This window comes from Streptomyces sp. DSM 40868, assembly GCF_011820545.1.
Lineage (GTDB): Bacteria > Actinomycetota > Actinomycetes > Streptomycetales > Streptomycetaceae > Streptomyces > Streptomyces eurythermus.
The window spans coordinates 3,516,959-3,532,734 of record NZ_CP050504.1 but is presented as its reverse complement, the minus strand read 5'-3'; the positions used below and the strand labels follow the sequence as shown (position 1 = coordinate 3,532,734).

Here is a 15,776-nt window from a genome sequence, read left to right as displayed (position 1 = left end):
CAGACGAAAAGCCCCCCGCCGAGGCGAGGGGCTTTTCCGGCCGAGCAGGGGCTCGGGCACGTTCTCAGGCGTCGGCCACCGTGGCCGGGGGTGTGGGTGGCGAAGCCCCCACCGCGCGCGGCGAAGCCGCGCGGAAACAGAGATGGCGAGCCAGATCCGCGCGTTTTGCGGATGTGGCTCGCCATCGTCATCGTGCGCCGCCAGGGACTCGAACCCCGGACCCGCTGATTAAGAGTCAGCTGCTCTAACCAACTGAGCTAGCGGCGCCTGCTGACGGAGAAAACTCTACCTGAGGTTTGAGAGTGCTCCGGACCGCTTTTCGGTGGCCCGTACCCCGGGTGGAGGCCCCGCGTACATCATTCGGACCGTCAGAATGCGCGTTTTCAAGGCGGTTGGGAAACTGATCGACGTGCGCACTCGCGGACACATCCCAGAGAATGTGAGGCAGATCGCATGACCGCTCCGATGTTCGAGGAAGTCGACCCCGCGAGCGACTGCCTCTGCCCCGGTTGCCGACTCTCCCGGCACAGCTCCCCCCGCCCGCACCCCGGCCTCGCCCGCCCCGCGGCTCGCGCCGCCGTGGTCGTGGCCGCCGCCTCCGCCGCCCTCGGCGCGCTGCCCCCGGCCGTCGCCGTCGCCGCCCCCGGCCAGGCCCCGTACCGCGCGGCACTGCCCGGCGACGAGGAGTTCGCCACCCCGCAGGGCCCCTGGGCCCCGCTGTACGGCAGACCGGACGGCCCCGAGAAGACCCCCGCCGAACCGATCCCGGCCACCACCCGCGCCGACATCATCAAGCGCGCCAAGACCTGGGTGGACGCCAAGGTGCCGTACAGCATGACGGCCTTCTGGTCCGACGGCTACCGGCAGGACTGCTCGGGCTACGTCTCCATGGCCTGGGGCCTGCCGAACAACGAGTGGACCGGCAGCCTCGGCCAGTTCGGCGTGAAGATCACCAAGGCGGAGCTGGAGCAGGGGGACATCCTGCTGTTCCACAACCCCGACAACCCCGAGAAGGGCTCCCACGTAGTGATCTTCGGCGGCTGGACGGACGACAAGCACACCTCGTACACGGCCTACGAGCAGACACCCCCGCACGCCCGCCGCCAGACCACCCCCTACGCCTACTGGAGCAACTCCGACAAGTACGTCCCCTACCGCTACAAGGGCCTGCCCCAGGGCGCGGCCGGCGCCCGGGCGGCCGGCGGCGCGAAGACGGCGGTGCCCTATCCGGGCGCGGCGTTCTTCCGGCCCGGCGCGGCCAACGACCACGTCGCCCGGCTCCGCGCCCGGCTGGTGGACAAGGGGTACGGCCGGTTCTACGCCGACGACCCCGGCCCGCGCTGGGGCGAGGCGGACCGCAGGGCCGTCGAGGCGTTCCAGCGGTCCCAGGGCTGGCGGGGCGGCGCCGCGGACGGTCACCCGGGGCCGGAGACCTGGCGCCGCCTGTTCGCCTAGGCCCCCTCTTCTTCCCCGCCCCTTCCCGGACCGCCTTCCCCGTTCCCGGACCGGGCACGTTCTCTCGTCCACCCCCTGTTCATGACGCGTCTGGCGCGGAGGCTGGAGCACGCATGAGTACGACCACATCCCACACGCCGCCCGAGTCCGAGGGGCAGTCGGACGGTGCCGCCCCCGGTACCGGTGTCCGGCCGGCCCGGCTGATCCAGAACGAGGCGACCACCGAGATCCCCGTCCACCTGCTCTTCCGGGACGGTCCCGACCCGGTGCGGGTGCCGCTCGCACCGGCGCTGGTGGGCCGTCGGCAGGACACCGGTGAGCGGCCCCGGCCCGGCCGCCCGGTGCCGGTGCGCCGCCGGCCGCTGCCGGAGACAGACCCGGAGCTGGCGGAGCGCCCGGCGCGGGTGCTGCCCGGGGCGGCCGGGCTGTTCGCGGGGGCCTGCGGGCTCACCGGGGCGCTGGTCACCACCTGGTGGGCGGGGCTGCTGCCGCCGACGGGCCGGGCGTTCGGGCTGCCGGCGGGCACCGGTTCCGGACTCGGCCTGGCCCACCTGGCCGCGTACGCCGGGTCCGGGCTGCTGGGCGCGGCCGGGTTCGGCGGGCTGGCCCGGGGGCGGGCCGGGCGGGCCTGGGTGCTGGGGCTGTTCGGGCGGTACCGGGGGACGGTCCGGCGCACCGGGCTGCTGTGGGTGAATCCGCTGGTGCCGCGCCGCCGGGTGGATGTGCGGCTGCGGCACTGGCGCAGCGAGGCGATGCCGGCGGTGGATCCGGACGGGATGGCGCTGCGGGTGGTGGTGCTGGTGGTGTGGCGGGTACGGGACACCGCGCGGGCCCTGCTCGGCGTCGACGACCACGAGACGTATCTGCGCGCGTGTGTGGAGGCGGCGCTGGCGAGGGTGCCGGTGGAGCCGGCGGGCGGCGCGCGGGGCGGGACGACGGCGGCCGGGGACGCGCTGACCCGGCTGGTGGCCGAGGAGACCGCGCCGGTGGGGGTGGAGGTGTTCTCGGTGCAGCCGGTCCGGGTGGAGTACGCCCCCGAGGTGGCCGCCGCGGTGCACCGGCGCCGGATCGCCGCGCTGGACGCCCGGCAGCGGGCGAACCTGCTCGGCTCGGTGGTGGACTCGGTGGAGGACACGGTGACCCGGCTGACCACGCGCGGTCTGGTCGAACTGGACGACTACGACCGCAAGGTGCTGGTCCGGGACCTGACGGTGGCGTTCTGCTCGGGGCGCGGGGAGCCGGTGTAGCGGCGGGACGAACCTCTGCGCGGTTGGTATGGACATGTTCAACTCACGGCAATAATCTGAGACTTGGTCTAGACCTACCTGCACGGCGCACCGAACTCCCAGAACTCCCCACGTTCCCCAGGAGCGGCAGCATGCGCACCAAGACCAAGTTGTCCGCGGTCGTACTGGGCGCGGTGACCGCCGGAGCGTTCGCGCTCTCCACCGGCGGTGCCAGCGGCCACGGCTACACCGATCTCCCCATCAGCAGGCAGAAGCTCTGTCAGAACGGCACCGTGACCAACTGCGGCCAGATCCAGTGGGAGCCGCAGAGCGTCGAGGGCCCCAAGGGCTTCCCGGCCGGCGGACCCGCCGACGGCCAGATCTGCAACGCCGGGCTGGGGCAGTTCGCCCAGCTCGGCGCGCCGAAGACGCCGTCCGGCGCGGCCTGGCCGACCACGAAGGTGACGGGCGGCCAGTCCTACAGCTTCCGCTGGCAGTTCACCGCCAGGCACGCCACGACGGACTTCAAGTACTACATCACCAAGCCGGGCTGGAACCAGACCCACAACCTCGCCCGCTCCGACCTCAACCTCACGCCGTTCCTGACGGTGCCCTACGGCGGCCAGCAGCCGCCGTCCACGCTCAGCCACAGCGGCACCCTGCCGTCCGGCCTGAGCGGGCACCACGTCATCGTCTCGGTGTGGACGATCGCCGACACGGGCAACGCGTTCTACGCCTGCTCGGACGTCACCTTCTGAGCGCAGACCGAAGGGCCCCTCGCCGAGGCGAGGGGCCCTTCTCAGGTGCGCCGCCAGGGACTCGAACCCCGGACCCGCTGATTAAGAGTCAGCTGCTCTAACCAACTGAGCTAGCGGCGCATGACTCCCGCCTGCCTCGGGTTTTTCCTTCCCGCGGCCGGCGACGAAGAAAATACTACCTGGTCCGGAGGGGTGCTCGTGACCACCCCGGCGGACCTAGATCGCCAGCGAGAGCAGGACCGGTGCCGCGTTGCGGTTCAGGGCGTCCGCGGCCCGCTTCAGCCGGTGGGCGTCGCGCACCGGCAGCGACAGGGCGAGGCAGCCGACCGTGGTGCCCGCGGTGACCGGTACGGCGGCGCAGACCGTGCCGACCGCGTACTCCTGGAGGTCGAGCACCGGCGCCGACGGCGGCTGGGCCTCCAGCCGGGACAGCAGCAGCTTGTCGCTGGTGATCGTGCGCGAGGTGAGCCGGGCCATCTTGTGCCGGGCCAGGTGGTCGCGGCGGGCGTTCGCGTCCAGCTGGGTCAGCAGGCTCTTGCCGACGGCCGTGGCGTGGGCGGAGCAGCGGAAGTCCACCCACTCGTTGACCGCCGGGGTGGCCGGCCCGGCGGCGTACTGGGTGACCCGGACCTCGCCGTCCACGTACCGGCTGAGGTAGACGGCCGCGCCGACCGAGTCGCGCAGCCGGTCCAGGTTCTGCTGGAGGTTGTCGCGCAGGGCCCGCTCCCGGTCGTGCGCCGAGCCGAGCCTGCGCAGGGTCTCGCCGGTGACGTACGCGCTGTCGGCGATCTCCTGGACGTAGCCCTCGCGGCGCAGCATCCGCAGCAGGCCGGTGAGCCGCCCGGGGTCCAGGCCGGTGCGGCGGGCCAGCTCGGCGGCGGTGACGCCGGACGGGTGGCCGGAGACGGTCTCCAGCACCCGCAGGGCTTCCTGGGCGCAGTGGTACGGGGCGGTCGGCTTGAAACTCATGGGTCCCCCTCGGCCGCGATCCGGGTCGGATCGTGTCCACGATAGCCGCGCGGGCACCCCCGGGAAGAGGGTGTCGGCGAGAAGAGGCCCGTTCGTGTGCGCGCTCCCACCGGCGGCGAGATCCGCTGGCATATGCCAAAGGCATGTACCGGCCGGTCCCGCCGACGGGACTCCGCCGCTCACAGCACCGCGCTGATGAACTCCCGGGTCCGCTCCCGCTCCGGATCGCCGAAGATCTTCTCCGGCGGGCCCGCCTCGATGACCCGGCCCGCGTCGAACATCAGTACCTGGTCGGAGATGTCCCGGGCGAATCCCATCTCATGGGTCACGCACAGCATCGTGATGTCGGTGCTGCGCGCGATGTCCCGCAGCAGATCGAGCACGCCCGCGACCAGCTCCGGGTCCAGCGCGGAGGTCACCTCGTCCAGCAGCAGCACCTGGGGCCGCATCGCCAGCGCCCGGGCGATCGCCACCCGCTGCTGCTGCCCGCCGGACAGCCGGGTCGGCTTCGCGTCGCACTTGTCGGCCAGCCCCACCAGGTCCAGCAGCTCCCGCGCCCGCGCCTCGGCCTCGTCCTTCGACAGGCCGAGCACCCGGACCGGCGCCTCGGTGAGGTTGCGCAGCACCGACATGTTCGGGAACAGGTTGAACTGCTGGAACACCATCCCGATCTTCTTGCGGACCTCCCGGACCTGCTTCTCCGGCGCCGGGAACAGCCGCTGCCCGGCCACCGTGATCGTGCCCTCGTCCGGCTTGGCGAGGGTCATCAGCAGTCTGAGGATCGTGGTCTTGCCGGAACCGGAGGGCCCGATCAGGGTGACGTGCCGGCCCGCGTCCACGGACAGGTCCAGCCCGTCCAGGACGGTGTTCTCCCCGAACCGCTTGGTCACCCCCTCGATGCGGATCAGCTCGGTCGGCCGGGTGCCGGTCGCGGCCGGCTGCTTGCTGGTCTCAACGGACAAGGCGTCGCTCCAGGGTGCGCAGAAGAAGGGAGGCCAGATACGACACGACGACGAAGGCGATCCCGATCACCGTCAGCGGCTCGGTGAACTGGAAGTGCTGCTGGGAGACGAGCCGCGCCCGGCCCAGCATCTCCAGCACGCCGATCGTCATCAGTATCGGCGTGTCCTTCAGCATCGCGATCACGTAGTTGCCGAGCGGCGGCACCACCCGGCGCACCGCCTGCGGCAGCACCACCGCCGTCCAGGTGCGCCGCACCGGCAGGCTCAGCGCCGTCGCGGCCTCCCACTGACCCGCCGGCACCGCCTCGATGCCGGCCCGGTAGACCTGCATCGTGTACGTCGAGTAGTGCAGCCCGAGCCCGAGGACCCCGGTGGTCAGCGGGGACAGGGTCACCCCCGCCTCGGGCAGCACGTAGAACAGGAAGAACAGCTGCACCAGCAGCGGGGTGTCCCGCACGAACTCCGTGAAGACCCCCACCGGCCAGCGCACCCACCGGGTCGGCGCCCGCATCAGCAGCGTCCACACCAGACCCAGCGCGAACGAGATCAGCGACCCCAGGGCCAGCGCCTCCAGCGTGACGACGAGTCCCTTGCCGAAGTACGGCAGGAAGTCGGCGACCGCTCCCCAGTCCCAGGTCATCGGGCCACCTCCGCCTTCAGCCGGCGCTCCAGACCGCGCATCCCACGGGTGAGCAGGAACGCGATCACGAAATAGATCAGCAGCAGGTACCCGTAGATCTGGGCGCTCTGCTGGAGGGCGAGCCGGACCAGGTTGCCGCTGAACGCCAGGTCGCCCATGCCCGTGATGGACACCAGCGCGGTGCCCTTGAGCAACTCGATCAGCAGGTTGCAGAAGGACGGGATCATCTCCGGCACCGCCTGCGGCAGCAGGATCAGCCGCAGCCGCTGCCAGGGCGTGAAGCCGAGCGCGATCCCGCCCTCGCGCTGCGCCGGGTCCACCGCCGCCAGCGCGCCGCGCACGATCTCCGCGCCGTACGCGCCGTAGGTCAGGCCCAGCGCGAGCGTGCCCGCCCACATCGGCACCAGCTGCCAGCCGAAGGCGACCGGCAGCACGAAGAACACCCAGAAGATCATCACCAGCGCCGAGGTGCCGCGGAACACCTCGGTGTACAGGGCGGCGACGAAGCGGACCAGCCGTGAGCGGTGGGTGCGCGCGGCACCGGCGACGAAGGACATCACGGCGGCCAGCAGCGCGCTGTACACCAGCAACTGGAGGGTGACGCCGACCCCTTGGAGGATGATTTTCCACAGCCCCGCGGTCATCGGCGGCACAGCTCCTTCGCGGTCAGGGTCGTCATCTCCGCCTCGGTGAAGCCGAAGGGCCGCACGATCCGGTACAGCTCCCCGCTGCGGCGCAGCTTGTGCAGCTCGGCGTTGAAGGCGTCCCGCAGCCGGGTCTCGGTCGGCCGGAACGCGAACGCGCCGCCGTCCGCCTTGGGCTTGCCGTCCACGAGCGCCACGAACGGCTTGGTCGACTCGGCCTTGGCGGAGCCCCGCGCGACCATCCGCGCGGTGACCGCCGTGGCCGCGAACAGGTCGACCCGCCCGGACTCCACGGCGTTCAGCCCGGCCACCTGGTCCGGGACGATGACCAGGTCGTTCTCCTTGAAGCCCGCCTCCACGGCGTGCTGGATCTGCGCGTACCCGGTACCGGTGGCGATCTTCGCGTGCCGGCGCAGCGCGTCCGCGTAGGTGCGCAGCCCGAGCGGATTGCCCTTGGGGACGATGAACGCGTCCGGCATCTGGTAGTCGGGGTCCGCGAAGATGACCTGCTCGCAGCGGTCCGGGGTGACGTACATCCCGGCGGCCACCACGTCGAACTGCTGGGCGTTCAGCCCCGGGATCAGCGAGCCGAACTCGGTCGGCACCGGCTGCACCCGCTCCACCCCGAGCCGCCCGAAGATGGCCCGGGCCAGCTCGGGCGCCTCCCCGGTGAGTCTGCCGTCCCGGTCGATGTACCCGAAGGGGACCTCGCCGGCGATCCCGAGCCGTACGACACCCTGGGCGCGCAGCCGCTCCAGCAGGTCGCCGCCGTCCTTCCCGGACGCCGACGCCACCCGCGTGCAGCCCGCCGCGCCCAGCGCGCCGACCGCCGCGAGTCCCGCCAGCACGGAGCGCCGGGTGTGTCTGCGTTCCGGCCGTATGGTGTGTGCGTCGTTCCCACGTGGTGCAGCCATGGCGGCGCGGCTACCCAGACGTAATCCGGCTATGCACCCCGGTTCTGCCGGCCGGGCGATTCGTCACCGTCTCGCCGGGACCGGGTGATGTGCCCCGCCCCGACCGCCTGTTGCGCCCGCCGGCGGGTGTCGGACCACGTCGGTGCCGGCGGTGTCACCGCCTGGGACGGCCGCGCGGCAGCAGGAGGACGGACGCGTTCACCTCCGGCTGGATCCGCCGCGCCCGCTCCAGCAGCCGCCCGGTCACTCCACCGGGCTGAACTCGCCCGTGGGGTAACCCTCCAGGAGTCGGACGGCCGTGAGGTCGGTGAGCCGCACGCACCCTCCAGGGGATCGGCGCGGGGCCCTCAGCGGCCGGGCACATAGCCGCGCGTCTTGTCGACCACGTTCGGCAGAGGTCTGCCCGCCGCCCACCGCTCGTACAACTCCACGAACTGGGCACCGAGCCGATCCCGCCACCCGAAGGTGTCGCCGCTCATGTGCGGGGACACGATCAGCCCCGGCAGCTCCCACAACGGGCTGTCCCCGGGCAGCGGTTCGGCCGCGAACACGTCCAGCGCCGCGCCCGCGATCCAGCGCCGCTCCAGCGCCCGGACCAGGGCCTCCTCGTCCACCAGGCCGCCCCGGCCGACGTTCACGAAGAACGCCGAGGGCTGCATCACGCCGAACCGGTGCGTGTCGAACATGCGGTACGTCCGCTCGGTCAGCGGAGCCGCCGCGATCACCCAGTCCGCGCGGGAGATCAGCCGGTCCAGGTCGTCGGGACCGTGTATCCCGGTCCGCGGCACCCGCCCGACCAGCGCCGTCCGCACCTCCAGGGCCTTCAGGGCCCGCACGATCGCCCGGCCTATGGGCCCCGAGCCGACCACGCACGCGTGCGTGCCCGCCACCCGCCGGGTCTCCCGGTGCACCCAGGTGTGCTCCCGCTGGTGGGCCAGGGTGCGCGGCAGGTCCTTGGCGACCGCCAGCACCAGCGCCGCCACGTACTCGGCCACCGGCTGCTCGAATATCCCGCGCGCGTTGGTCACCACCGTGTCCGACGCGGCCAGCTCCGGGCACATCAGATGGTCCACGCCCGCGCTCGCCGTGTGCACCCAGCGCGGCCGGGGTCCGTCCCCCGGCCATGCCTCGCGCACCGCGTGCGAGGTGAAGTCCCACACGAGCAGGACATCCGCGGCGGGCAGCCGCTCCGCCAGGTGCGCCTCGTCCGTATGCACGATCCGGGCGCGTCCGGTGAGGCTGCCGAGCCGGGGCGGCGGATCGGCGTCGAGGACCAGCACGGTGGGGGACAACGATGTCATGCGGGCGGCTCCCGAAGGTCTGACCTGCGCGGACCGTGCACGGACCGACCACGCTCGCACCCGGATGCGGCGGCGTCAACACGGCCGCGTACCCGTGAAAGGCGCGGTGCCGCGCCGACGGGGTACCCGGGCCGTGGGCCCGCCGGGCACGCCCGCCCGGGGACGGCCCGTACCGCCGGACCACCATCAGGAAGGCTGGACATGACCGCACTCGGATTCCTCTACCCGGGCCACCGTGCCGAGGACGACTATCCGCGCATCGAGCAGCTCCTGGGCAGCGACATCCGGGTGGACCTGATCCACACCGACCCCGGCGAGGACACCCGCGAACCGGCGGCGCTGCGCGGGCTGGGCTCCGCCGAGCGGTTCGCCGAGGGCGTGGAGGCACTGCGGCTGACCGGCGCCGAGACGGTGGTGTGGGCCAGCGCCGGCGGCGGCTTCGTGCACGGCCTCGCGGGCGCCCAGGAGCAGGTGCGCACCCTGGCCCGGCTGGCCGGGATGCCCGCCTCCTCCACCTCCTTCGGCTTCGTCAACGCGGCCCGCGAACTGGGCGTACGACGGGTCGCCGTCGCCGCGGCCTACCCGGAGGACCTCGCCGGCCTGTTCGCGGACTTCCTGCGGGCCGGCGGCCTGGAGGTGACCGGCCCGCGCTCCCCGGCCGCCGCCCCGGCCGAGGTCGCCGGCTGGGGGCGGGAGGAGGTCCTCGCCCTGGCGCGCGCGGCGGACACCCCCGACGCCCAGGCCGTCCTGCTGCCGGACACGGCGCTGCACACCGCCGCCCACCTCGGCGCGCTGGAGAAGGCGCTGGCCAAGCCGGTGCTCACCGCCAGCCAGGTCACGGTCTGGGAGGCCCTGCGGCTGGCGGACCGCCGGGTGAACGCGCCGACCCTGGGCAGCCTGTTCACCCGGGAGCCGCTCGTGCAGGTGTGACCCGGGATCTCCTCGTCCGTGACCCCGGGATCTCCTCGTCGCACCGGGCCCCTTGCGCGGGCGCGGGACAATGGACGGTGGCCCACCCGAAGGCGGTGCCGGCGAACCGTACGAGGAGGAGACAAGACATGGCGGAGCCCACGCCGCGTCGCAACGAACCGCGGCTACGCCCCGCGCCCCTGCTCTTCGAGCCCGCGGAGGCGGCCGCGGACCCCGAGCACTTCTTCGACCTGGAGTCGATCGAGGATCCGCGGGAGCTGCTGTCCCGGGCGACGGAGCTGACCCAGGCGTTCCGCGCGGCGGCCGACCGGGCCGTGGAGTTCCAGGCCGTCGCGGCGGCCCAGCTCGCCGACCCGCGCCGGTTCGACCGGCTGACCCCGGCGGACATCGCCGAGCGGGCGGAGTGGACCGAGGACTATGCCAAGAAGATGGTCGAGTTCGGGCGGGACCTGATGCGCGGGGAGGGCGAGGGGCGGACGTCGGCCGATTCGTTGTAGCGCGCGGCACGGCGTCGCTTCCCGACCGCCAGGGGCATATGCCGGGTGGGCAAGATACTCCTCCTCGGCCGTCCTGTCCCGGTTTTCCGCAACTCAGCGAAGCCGCTCGCTGACGGGCTGTACACCTGGGTGCCATGACGACCAGTGCCCCGAACGTGACCTGTGACAGCCCCGGCGCCGTCGCCTGGCTCGCCTCGGCGGGAACCCACCCGCGCAGCACGCTCGCCCTGTGGCAGGAGCGCCCGGACGCCCCCGTGGTCCTGCCCTGCGGCACCGTCTTCGACGTGGTCAGTGCCCCGGTGGTGTTCGGGCGCCGCATGCTGGGCCGGCTGTGGGGCGCGGGCTCGCGGTCGGGCCCGGTCGCGGTGTTCCGGGGCCGCACGCTGTTCTTCGCCGCCCCCGGCACCGCCCAGCGGCTGCCCTCCCTGCTGGCCTGGGAGGAATGGGGCACCCGGCGGGCCCGGGAGGTGCCGCCGCTGCTGTGCCACGGTCCGGGCGACGCCGTGACCGTGCCCCCGCTGGCGCCCCTGAGCTGCGACGACGCCCCCGGCGCGGCCCGCTGGCTGGTCGCCCCGGAGGGCCGGCACCCCTGGCTGCCGGGCCCGGAGGTGGTGCTGTGGGCGGCCGTGGGGGCCGCCCGGTCCGCCGGACGGCCGTCGATTTCTCCTCACCGCGACCAGGGTGCTAATGTCTACGACGTCAGCAGGCGCCGCTAGCTCAGTTGGTTAGAGCAGCTGACTCTTAATCAGCGGGTCCGGGGTTCGAGTCCCTGGCGGCGCACATGCGAAAAGCAGCGGGCCGAATTCGAAAGAATTCGGCCCGCTGCTTTTGTATACGAACGGCCCTCGCCGCCTTTGCGTACGAACAGGGCCGGAGGGGCTCAGCCACGCACCCCCGGGGTGATCGTCACCGTCCACGCCCCCGACGCCGTCCTGCCCTCCGCCTCCACCCGCACGCCCTCCCCGGGCACGGTGAAGCGCTCGCCGAGGAAGACCGGCGCGTCCGCGAGCGGCGGGTAGACCGAGTCCTCCCAGCAGGCCTCGGTGCGCGGATGGGCGTCGACCACCTGGACCGGGCCGTCACCGGAGGCGGCGCCGCCGCGCACCCGGTAGACCAGGATCCCCTGCCGGCAGGCCCCGTGGTCGGCGCCGGCCGGGCCGCGCGCCTCGAAGGCGAGGGCGCTCTCCGGCCCGGTGCGCACCACGGCCAGCTTGACGCCGTGCCCCAGCCCGAAGGCGGACCCGCCGCCGGCCACCGGCAGCGGGGCGCCCGGCCCGGCCGCGAGCGGCTCCAGGGTGAGGCGGCTGGGCGCGGCACCGCGCACGCACACCACCTGGCGCGGATCCAGCCAGCCGAGCCGCCACTTGTGCCAGCCCAGCAGATCGGGCGCGAGTCCGAACTGGCTCCCCATCAGGTCCCAGTCGCCCACATGGGTGTCCCAGTCGCCCTTGCCGTCGGCCGGGCGGTGGTAGAGGTCGGGCAGGTCGAAGACGTGGCCGGTCTCGTGGGCGAGGACCAGCCGGTCCGGCGGGTGGTCCTCGAAGACGGTGACGACCCGGTGGATGTCGGTGCCGTCCGCGCGCAGGGGCGCGTCGAGGTTCACCACCTTCGTGGCGTCCGAGTCGACCCCGGGCGCGTCCGGGTCGGCGACGAGGTAGACGACCTGGTAGCGGGAGAAGTCGACCTCCTTGTCGGCCACGGCGAACGCGTCGCGCAGATAGTCGGCCCGGTCCTTGGCGCTCCAGTCCCGCCGTATGGCGTACGACGTCGAGGGGCGCGGCATGCGCAGCCAGCGGTCCAGCGGGTGCGGGCGCAGGGTGAACCTGCCGTAGGAGGACTGCGCGTAGAAGCCGGTGGTGGCCGGGAAGTGGTCGGCCGTCAGCTCCTCGGGAGTGGTGCGCGGGGCGGAGTCGGGGAATGACAGGAAGACCAGGACGGCGTCGAGGGTGCCGGCCGGGCGGGGGTAGGCGGTGTTCCAGGTGTCCACGCCCTCCGAGTGGTGGGCCTCGGTGCGGTGCAGCGCGCAGGGTGCGGTGGAGAACGGCTCGGCGGCCGACGGGCCGGTGAGGATCGAGGTCGCGGCGAGCGCCGACATCGTGGTGCACACGGCGGCGGTGCTGCGCAGCTTGGGCACGGACGTGACCTCCGGGTGTGGTTCGCGGGACCCGCACCCAGATTGCTGGTATTCATTGGTTTATGCCCTGTTTGTCTGCACCAGAAGGGTGAGCGCGCGCCCATTGAGCGCCGGGCGCGCCCCGGCGCTCGATATCCGGAAACATTCACGGAACGTCACAACTTGTCGGAGGGCTGAAGAAGCTGCCCAGGTGCGGGCAGAAACGATCTGTCAGAACCTGTGCTCGGTCCGGGACACTGGACATCGGCTGGAAGGGCCCGGGGCCAGCCTCTATGATCGGCACACTTTCCGGCACGGACAGAGATCGAGTGCACTGCGGGAGCGAGCGGTGAGCGGAACGTCCGAAGGGCCGACGCCCGCGGCAGACCTCGACCGGTCAGCCGTCACAGACAGTCACTACACCACCTACCACCGTGTCTTCGCGACCGCCCCGCTCGCCATGGCGGTCGTCGGTCCCGAAGGGCTCGTCGTCACCGCCAACACCGCCCTCGGCGAACTGCTCGGCATCGACGCGGACACGGTCGTCGGGCGGTCCGCCGCCGACCTGGTGGACCTGGCCGCGGACGCCCGCGGCCGGCACGCCTTCCAGGAGGTGCTCGGCGGACGCCAGACCCGGCTGCGCTGCACCCGCCGGCTCAAACAGCCGGGAGGGAACTCGGTATGGGCGCAGATCACCCTCGCCCCGCTGAGCGGCGGCGAGCCCGGCGCCCTGATGTCGGTCACCGACATCAGCGCCAGCCGTGAACTCCAGGCGCAACTGCGGCATTTGCAGATGCACGACCCGGTGACCCGGCTGCCCAACCGCACACTGTTCTTCGAGCGGCTGACGGCCGCGCTGGAGGCGGAGCCGTACGAACAGGGCGGCACCGGCCGGATCGGCCTGTGCTATCTGGACCTCGACGGCTTCAAGGCCGTCAACGACACTCTCGGCCATCGTGTCGGCGACCGGCTGCTTTCGGCCGTCGCCGGACGGCTCACCCGGGTCGCCGACGCGGCCGGCTACGCCCGCGCCGCCACCCCCCTGGTGGCCCGGCTCGGCGGCGACGAGTTCGCCCTGCTGGTGGAGGACTCCACCGGCACCGAACAACTCGCCGACCTGGCCGACTCCGCGCTCAAGGCCCTTCAGGAACCCTTCGACCTGGCCGGACAGCGGCTGTCGCTGACCGCGTCCATCGGCGTCGTCGAACGGCACACCGCGGGCACCACGGCCACCGGGCTGATGCAGGCCGCCGATACGACGCTGTACTGGGCGAAGGCCGACGGCAAGGCCCGCTGGACCCTGTTCGACCCCGAGCGCAACGCCCACCGCATGACCCGCCAGGCCCTGTCCTCCACCCTCCGCCCCGCCATCGAACGGGGCGAGTTCGCCCTGGAGTACCAGCCGCTGGTGGCCATGGAGGACGGCCGGCTCAACGGCGTCGAGGCGCTGATCCGCTGGCACCACCCGCAGTTCGGCACGCTCACGCCGAATCGGTTCATCGGACTGGCCGAGGAGGACGGCTCGATCGTGCCGCTGGGCCGCTGGGCGCTGGTCACCGCCTGCCGGCAGGCCCGCCGCTGGCAGCTCGACCGCCCCGGCGAACCGCCCATCTTCGTCAGCGTCAACGTGGCCGTACGGCAGGTGTGGGACTCCGATCTGGTGGCCGACGTCGCCGAGACCCTCGCCGAGACCGGGCTCGCCCCGCACCTGCTCCAGCTGGAGCTGACCGAGTCCGCGGTGATGGGCTCGGCCGGCCGCCCGCTCCAAGCCCTGCAGGCGCTCAGCGACATGGGCGTGCGCATCGCCATCGACGACTTCGGCACCGGCTACTCCAACCTCGCCTACCTGAGCCGGCTGCCGGTCTCCGCGCTGAAGCTGGACGGCTCCTTCGTCCGGGGCTTCCAGTACGAGGAGGCCGCCCGGGACGCCATGCCCAACCCGGCCGACGAGGTCGTCGTGGAGGCGATGATCCAGCTCGCCCACCGGCTGGGCCTCACCGTCACCGCGGAGTGCGTGGAGACCTCGGCCCAGGCCAGCCGGCTGCGCCGGATCGGCTGCGACACCGGGCAGGGCTGGCTGTACTCCCGCCCGGTGCCGCCGGATCGTATCTCCGAGCTGCTCGGGACGCGGACCTACGCGGTCGGCAACCCGTAGGCGTCCGCGATCAGTTCGTACGAGCGCAGCCGCAGCTCGCCGCGGTGCGCGTGCGAGACGAGCATCAGCTCGTCGGCTCCGGTGCGCTTGTGCAGATCGTCCAGGCCGGTGCGGACCTCGTCGGCCGTGCCGTGCACGATGTTCGCCGTCCAGGAGGTGATGAACTCCTCCTCCATCGGGCCGAACTCATGCCGCTCGGCCTCCTCCGGGTCGGGGAACAGGCCCGGCCGGCCGGTGCGCAGCCGGAGCATGTTCAGCGCCATCGCCCGGGTCTGCCGGCGGGCCTCCCGCGGGTCGTCCGTGGCGAGGGCGGAGACGCCGATCAGGGCGTACGGCTCGGCCAGCACGGCGGACGGCCGGAAGGTCTCCCGGTACAGGTCCAGGGCCGGGATGGTGTTCTGCGCGGAGAAGTGGTGCGCGAAGGCGAACGGCAGACCGAGCAGTCCGGCCAGCCGGGCGCTGAACCCGGAGGAGCCGAGCAGCCAGACCGGCGGGCGGTGCGGGGACTGCACCCCGCCGGGCGAGCTGCCCTGCACGGGACCCGGGATCGCGTGGATGCGCCGGTAGGGGTGCCCGTCGGGGAAGTCGTCGTCCAGGAACCGGGTCAGCTCGGCGAGCTGCTGCGGGAAGTCGTCGGCGCCCTCGTTCAGCCGCTCGGTACGGCGCAGTGCCGCGGCGGTGGCGCCGTCCGTGCCCGGCGCCCGCCCCAGCCCCAGGTCGACCCGGCCCGGGGCCATCGCCTCCAGCGTGCCGAACTGCTCCGCGATCACCAGCGGGGCGTGGTTGGGCAGCATGACGCCGCCCGAGCCGAGCCGGATGCGGTCGGTGTGGGCGGCGAGGTGGGCGAGGATCACCGCGGGGGAGGAGGAGGCCACGCCGGGCATGGAGTGGTGCTCGGCGACCCAGTACCGGTGGAAGCCGCGGGACTCCGTGAGCCGGGCGAGCGCGACGCTGGTGCGCACGGCGTCGGTGGCGGTACTGCCCGCGCCGACGGTCACCAGGTCCAGCACGGAGAGGGGCACGGGGGCGCTGCCGCGCGTGACCCCCCTGATCTCGTCTACCTCGTCTGCCGCCACGGTATGGCCTCCTGTTTCCGAGCACTGCGCTGTCCTCCGGGCGCTAACAGGAGGGAGTCCCCGTTTATTCCGGAGGTGGTGCCCTTCACTCAGGGTCGCCAGACCACCCGGTACTCGATGGGATGGGCTGTAGCCG

15 protein-coding genes and 3 tRNA genes are annotated in these 15,776 nt (G+C 72.8%); 8 read left to right on the top strand and 10 right to left on the bottom strand.

All coding sequences use genetic code 11. From position 1 onward, the window contains the following. Positions 1-193: 193 nt before the first annotated feature. A tRNA-Lys gene (locus HB370_RS15910) sits at positions 194-267 on the bottom strand. Between the two features lie 186 nt (positions 268-453). Here HB370_RS15910 and HB370_RS42475 point away from each other — a divergent pair. The 3 genes from HB370_RS42475 (at position 454) to HB370_RS15895 (ending at position 3,439) form a co-directional block, all read left to right on the top strand. Continuing rightward, a complete protein-coding gene (locus HB370_RS42475) occupies positions 454-1,455 on the top strand; it encodes a peptidoglycan-binding protein (RefSeq protein ID WP_030782567.1) in 1,002 nt (333 codons plus the stop codon). A gap of 113 nt (positions 1,456-1,568) precedes the next feature. Continuing rightward, entirely contained in the window at positions 1,569-2,702 is a 1,134-nt protein-coding gene (locus HB370_RS15900) for an SPFH domain-containing protein (protein WP_030782564.1), read from the top strand. Positions 2,703-2,833: 131 nt separating this feature from the next. Then, on the top strand, positions 2,834-3,439 hold the full coding sequence (locus HB370_RS15895) for a lytic polysaccharide monooxygenase (protein ID WP_030782561.1): 606 nt from the start codon (positions 2,834-2,836) through the stop codon (positions 3,437-3,439). 46 nt (positions 3,440-3,485) lie between these two features. On the opposite strand, the gene HB370_RS15890 is transcribed toward HB370_RS15895, so the two are convergent. The 7 genes from HB370_RS15890 to HB370_RS15860 all read right to left on the bottom strand — a co-directional run bounded on the left by HB370_RS15890 (position 3,486) and on the right by HB370_RS15860 (position 8,869). After that, a tRNA-Lys gene (locus HB370_RS15890) sits at positions 3,486-3,559 on the bottom strand. A 96-nt stretch (positions 3,560-3,655) separates the two neighbouring features. Next, positions 3,656-4,408, bottom strand: coding sequence for an IclR family transcriptional regulator C-terminal domain-containing protein (locus tag HB370_RS15885; RefSeq protein ID WP_030782558.1), 753 nt, complete (start codon positions 4,406-4,408; stop codon positions 3,656-3,658). A 179-nt stretch (positions 4,409-4,587) separates the two neighbouring features. Further along, positions 4,588-5,370 (bottom strand): ectoine/hydroxyectoine ABC transporter ATP-binding protein EhuA, encoded by a 783-nt coding sequence (gene ehuA / locus HB370_RS15880; protein ID WP_030782555.1) that lies wholly within the window; start codon positions 5,368-5,370, stop codon positions 4,588-4,590. Further along, complete coding sequence (gene ehuD, locus HB370_RS15875; RefSeq protein ID WP_030782552.1) at positions 5,360-6,010, bottom strand: ectoine/hydroxyectoine ABC transporter permease subunit EhuD; 651 nt, start codon at positions 6,008-6,010, stop codon at positions 5,360-5,362. The genes ehuA and ehuD overlap by 11 nt, the downstream gene beginning before the upstream one ends. Continuing rightward, positions 6,007-6,654, bottom strand: a complete 648-nt coding sequence (gene ehuC, locus HB370_RS15870; protein ID WP_030782549.1) for an ectoine/hydroxyectoine ABC transporter permease subunit EhuC — start codon at positions 6,652-6,654, stop codon at positions 6,007-6,009. The genes ehuD and ehuC overlap by 4 nt, the downstream gene beginning before the upstream one ends. Beyond that, positions 6,651-7,568, bottom strand: coding sequence for an ectoine/hydroxyectoine ABC transporter substrate-binding protein EhuB (gene ehuB, locus HB370_RS15865; protein ID WP_244405537.1), 918 nt, complete (start codon positions 7,566-7,568; stop codon positions 6,651-6,653). Before ehuB ends, ehuC begins: the two co-directional genes overlap by 4 nt. A 347-nt stretch (positions 7,569-7,915) precedes the next feature. Next, positions 7,916-8,869 carry a D-2-hydroxyacid dehydrogenase gene (locus HB370_RS15860; protein WP_030782543.1) on the bottom strand — a complete coding sequence of 318 codons (954 nt, stop codon included), beginning with the start codon at positions 8,867-8,869 and terminating at the stop codon, positions 7,916-7,918. 201 nt (positions 8,870-9,070) lie between these two features. Here HB370_RS15860 and HB370_RS15855 point away from each other — a divergent pair, with 201 nt between their 5' ends. The 4 genes from HB370_RS15855 to HB370_RS15840 all read left to right on the top strand — a co-directional run bounded on the left by HB370_RS15855 (position 9,071) and on the right by HB370_RS15840 (position 11,076). Continuing rightward, positions 9,071-9,799 (top strand): decarboxylase, encoded by a 729-nt coding sequence (locus HB370_RS15855; protein ID WP_030782541.1) that lies wholly within the window; start codon positions 9,071-9,073, stop codon positions 9,797-9,799. Positions 9,800-9,927: 128 nt separating this feature from the next. Further along, positions 9,928-10,296, top strand: coding sequence for a hypothetical protein (locus HB370_RS15850; protein ID WP_030782538.1), 369 nt, complete (start codon positions 9,928-9,930; stop codon positions 10,294-10,296). 134 nt (positions 10,297-10,430) lie between these two features. Next, positions 10,431-11,012 carry a bifunctional DNA primase/polymerase gene (locus tag HB370_RS15845; RefSeq protein ID WP_167512987.1) on the top strand — a complete coding sequence of 194 codons (582 nt, stop codon included), beginning with the start codon at positions 10,431-10,433 and terminating at the stop codon, positions 11,010-11,012. Continuing rightward, positions 11,003-11,076 (top strand) — tRNA-Lys (locus HB370_RS15840). Before HB370_RS15845 ends, HB370_RS15840 begins: the two co-directional genes overlap by 10 nt. 100 nt (positions 11,077-11,176) lie before the next feature. On the opposite strand, the gene HB370_RS15835 is transcribed toward HB370_RS15840, so the two are convergent. Continuing rightward, positions 11,177-12,391: a M6 family metalloprotease domain-containing protein gene (locus HB370_RS15835; RefSeq protein WP_051815680.1), complete on the bottom strand. Its 1,215-nt coding sequence runs from the start codon at positions 12,389-12,391 to the stop codon at positions 11,177-11,179. 367 nt (positions 12,392-12,758) lie between these two features. Here HB370_RS15835 and HB370_RS15830 point away from each other — a divergent pair, with 367 nt between their 5' ends. After that, positions 12,759-14,564 (top strand): bifunctional diguanylate cyclase/phosphodiesterase, encoded by a 1,806-nt coding sequence (locus HB370_RS15830; protein WP_030782532.1) that lies wholly within the window; start codon positions 12,759-12,761, stop codon positions 14,562-14,564. Here the strand turns inward: HB370_RS15830 and HB370_RS15825 are convergent. Further along, on the bottom strand, positions 14,543-15,640 hold the full coding sequence (locus HB370_RS15825) for an LLM class flavin-dependent oxidoreductase (protein ID WP_030782529.1): 1,098 nt from the start codon (positions 15,638-15,640) through the stop codon (positions 14,543-14,545). The two genes, HB370_RS15830 and HB370_RS15825, sit on opposite strands and share 22 nt — an antisense overlap. Positions 15,641-15,776 lie beyond the last annotated feature (136 nt).

What these genes read in the sequence shown, in the direction of transcription:
- HB370_RS42475 (WP_030782567.1), top strand. Translation starts at nt 454, where the DNA reads ATGACCGCTCCGATGTTCGAGGAAGTCGACCCCGCGAGCGACTGCCTC.
- HB370_RS15900 (WP_030782564.1), top strand. Translation starts at nt 1,569, where the DNA reads ATGAGTACGACCACATCCCACACGCCGCCCGAGTCCGAGGGGCAGTCG.
- HB370_RS15895 (WP_030782561.1), top strand. Translation starts at nt 2,834, where the DNA reads ATGCGCACCAAGACCAAGTTGTCCGCGGTCGTACTGGGCGCGGTGACC.
- HB370_RS15885 (WP_030782558.1), bottom strand. Translation starts at nt 4,408, where the DNA reads ATGAGTTTCAAGCCGACCGCCCCGTACCACTGCGCCCAGGAAGCCCTG.
- ehuD (WP_030782552.1), bottom strand. Translation starts at nt 6,010, where the DNA reads ATGACCTGGGACTGGGGAGCGGTCGCCGACTTCCTGCCGTACTTCGGC.
- ehuC (WP_030782549.1), bottom strand. Translation starts at nt 6,654, where the DNA reads ATGACCGCGGGGCTGTGGAAAATCATCCTCCAAGGGGTCGGCGTCACC.
- ehuB (WP_244405537.1), bottom strand. Translation starts at nt 7,568, where the DNA reads ATGGCTGCACCACGTGGGAACGACGCACACACCATACGGCCGGAACGC.
- HB370_RS15860 (WP_030782543.1), bottom strand. Translation starts at nt 8,869, where the DNA reads ATGACATCGTTGTCCCCCACCGTGCTGGTCCTCGACGCCGATCCGCCG.
- HB370_RS15855 (WP_030782541.1), top strand. Translation starts at nt 9,071, where the DNA reads ATGACCGCACTCGGATTCCTCTACCCGGGCCACCGTGCCGAGGACGAC.
- HB370_RS15850 (WP_030782538.1), top strand. Translation starts at nt 9,928, where the DNA reads ATGGCGGAGCCCACGCCGCGTCGCAACGAACCGCGGCTACGCCCCGCG.
- HB370_RS15845 (WP_167512987.1), top strand. Translation starts at nt 10,431, where the DNA reads ATGACGACCAGTGCCCCGAACGTGACCTGTGACAGCCCCGGCGCCGTC.
- HB370_RS15835 (WP_051815680.1), bottom strand. Translation starts at nt 12,391, where the DNA reads ATGTCGGCGCTCGCCGCGACCTCGATCCTCACCGGCCCGTCGGCCGCC.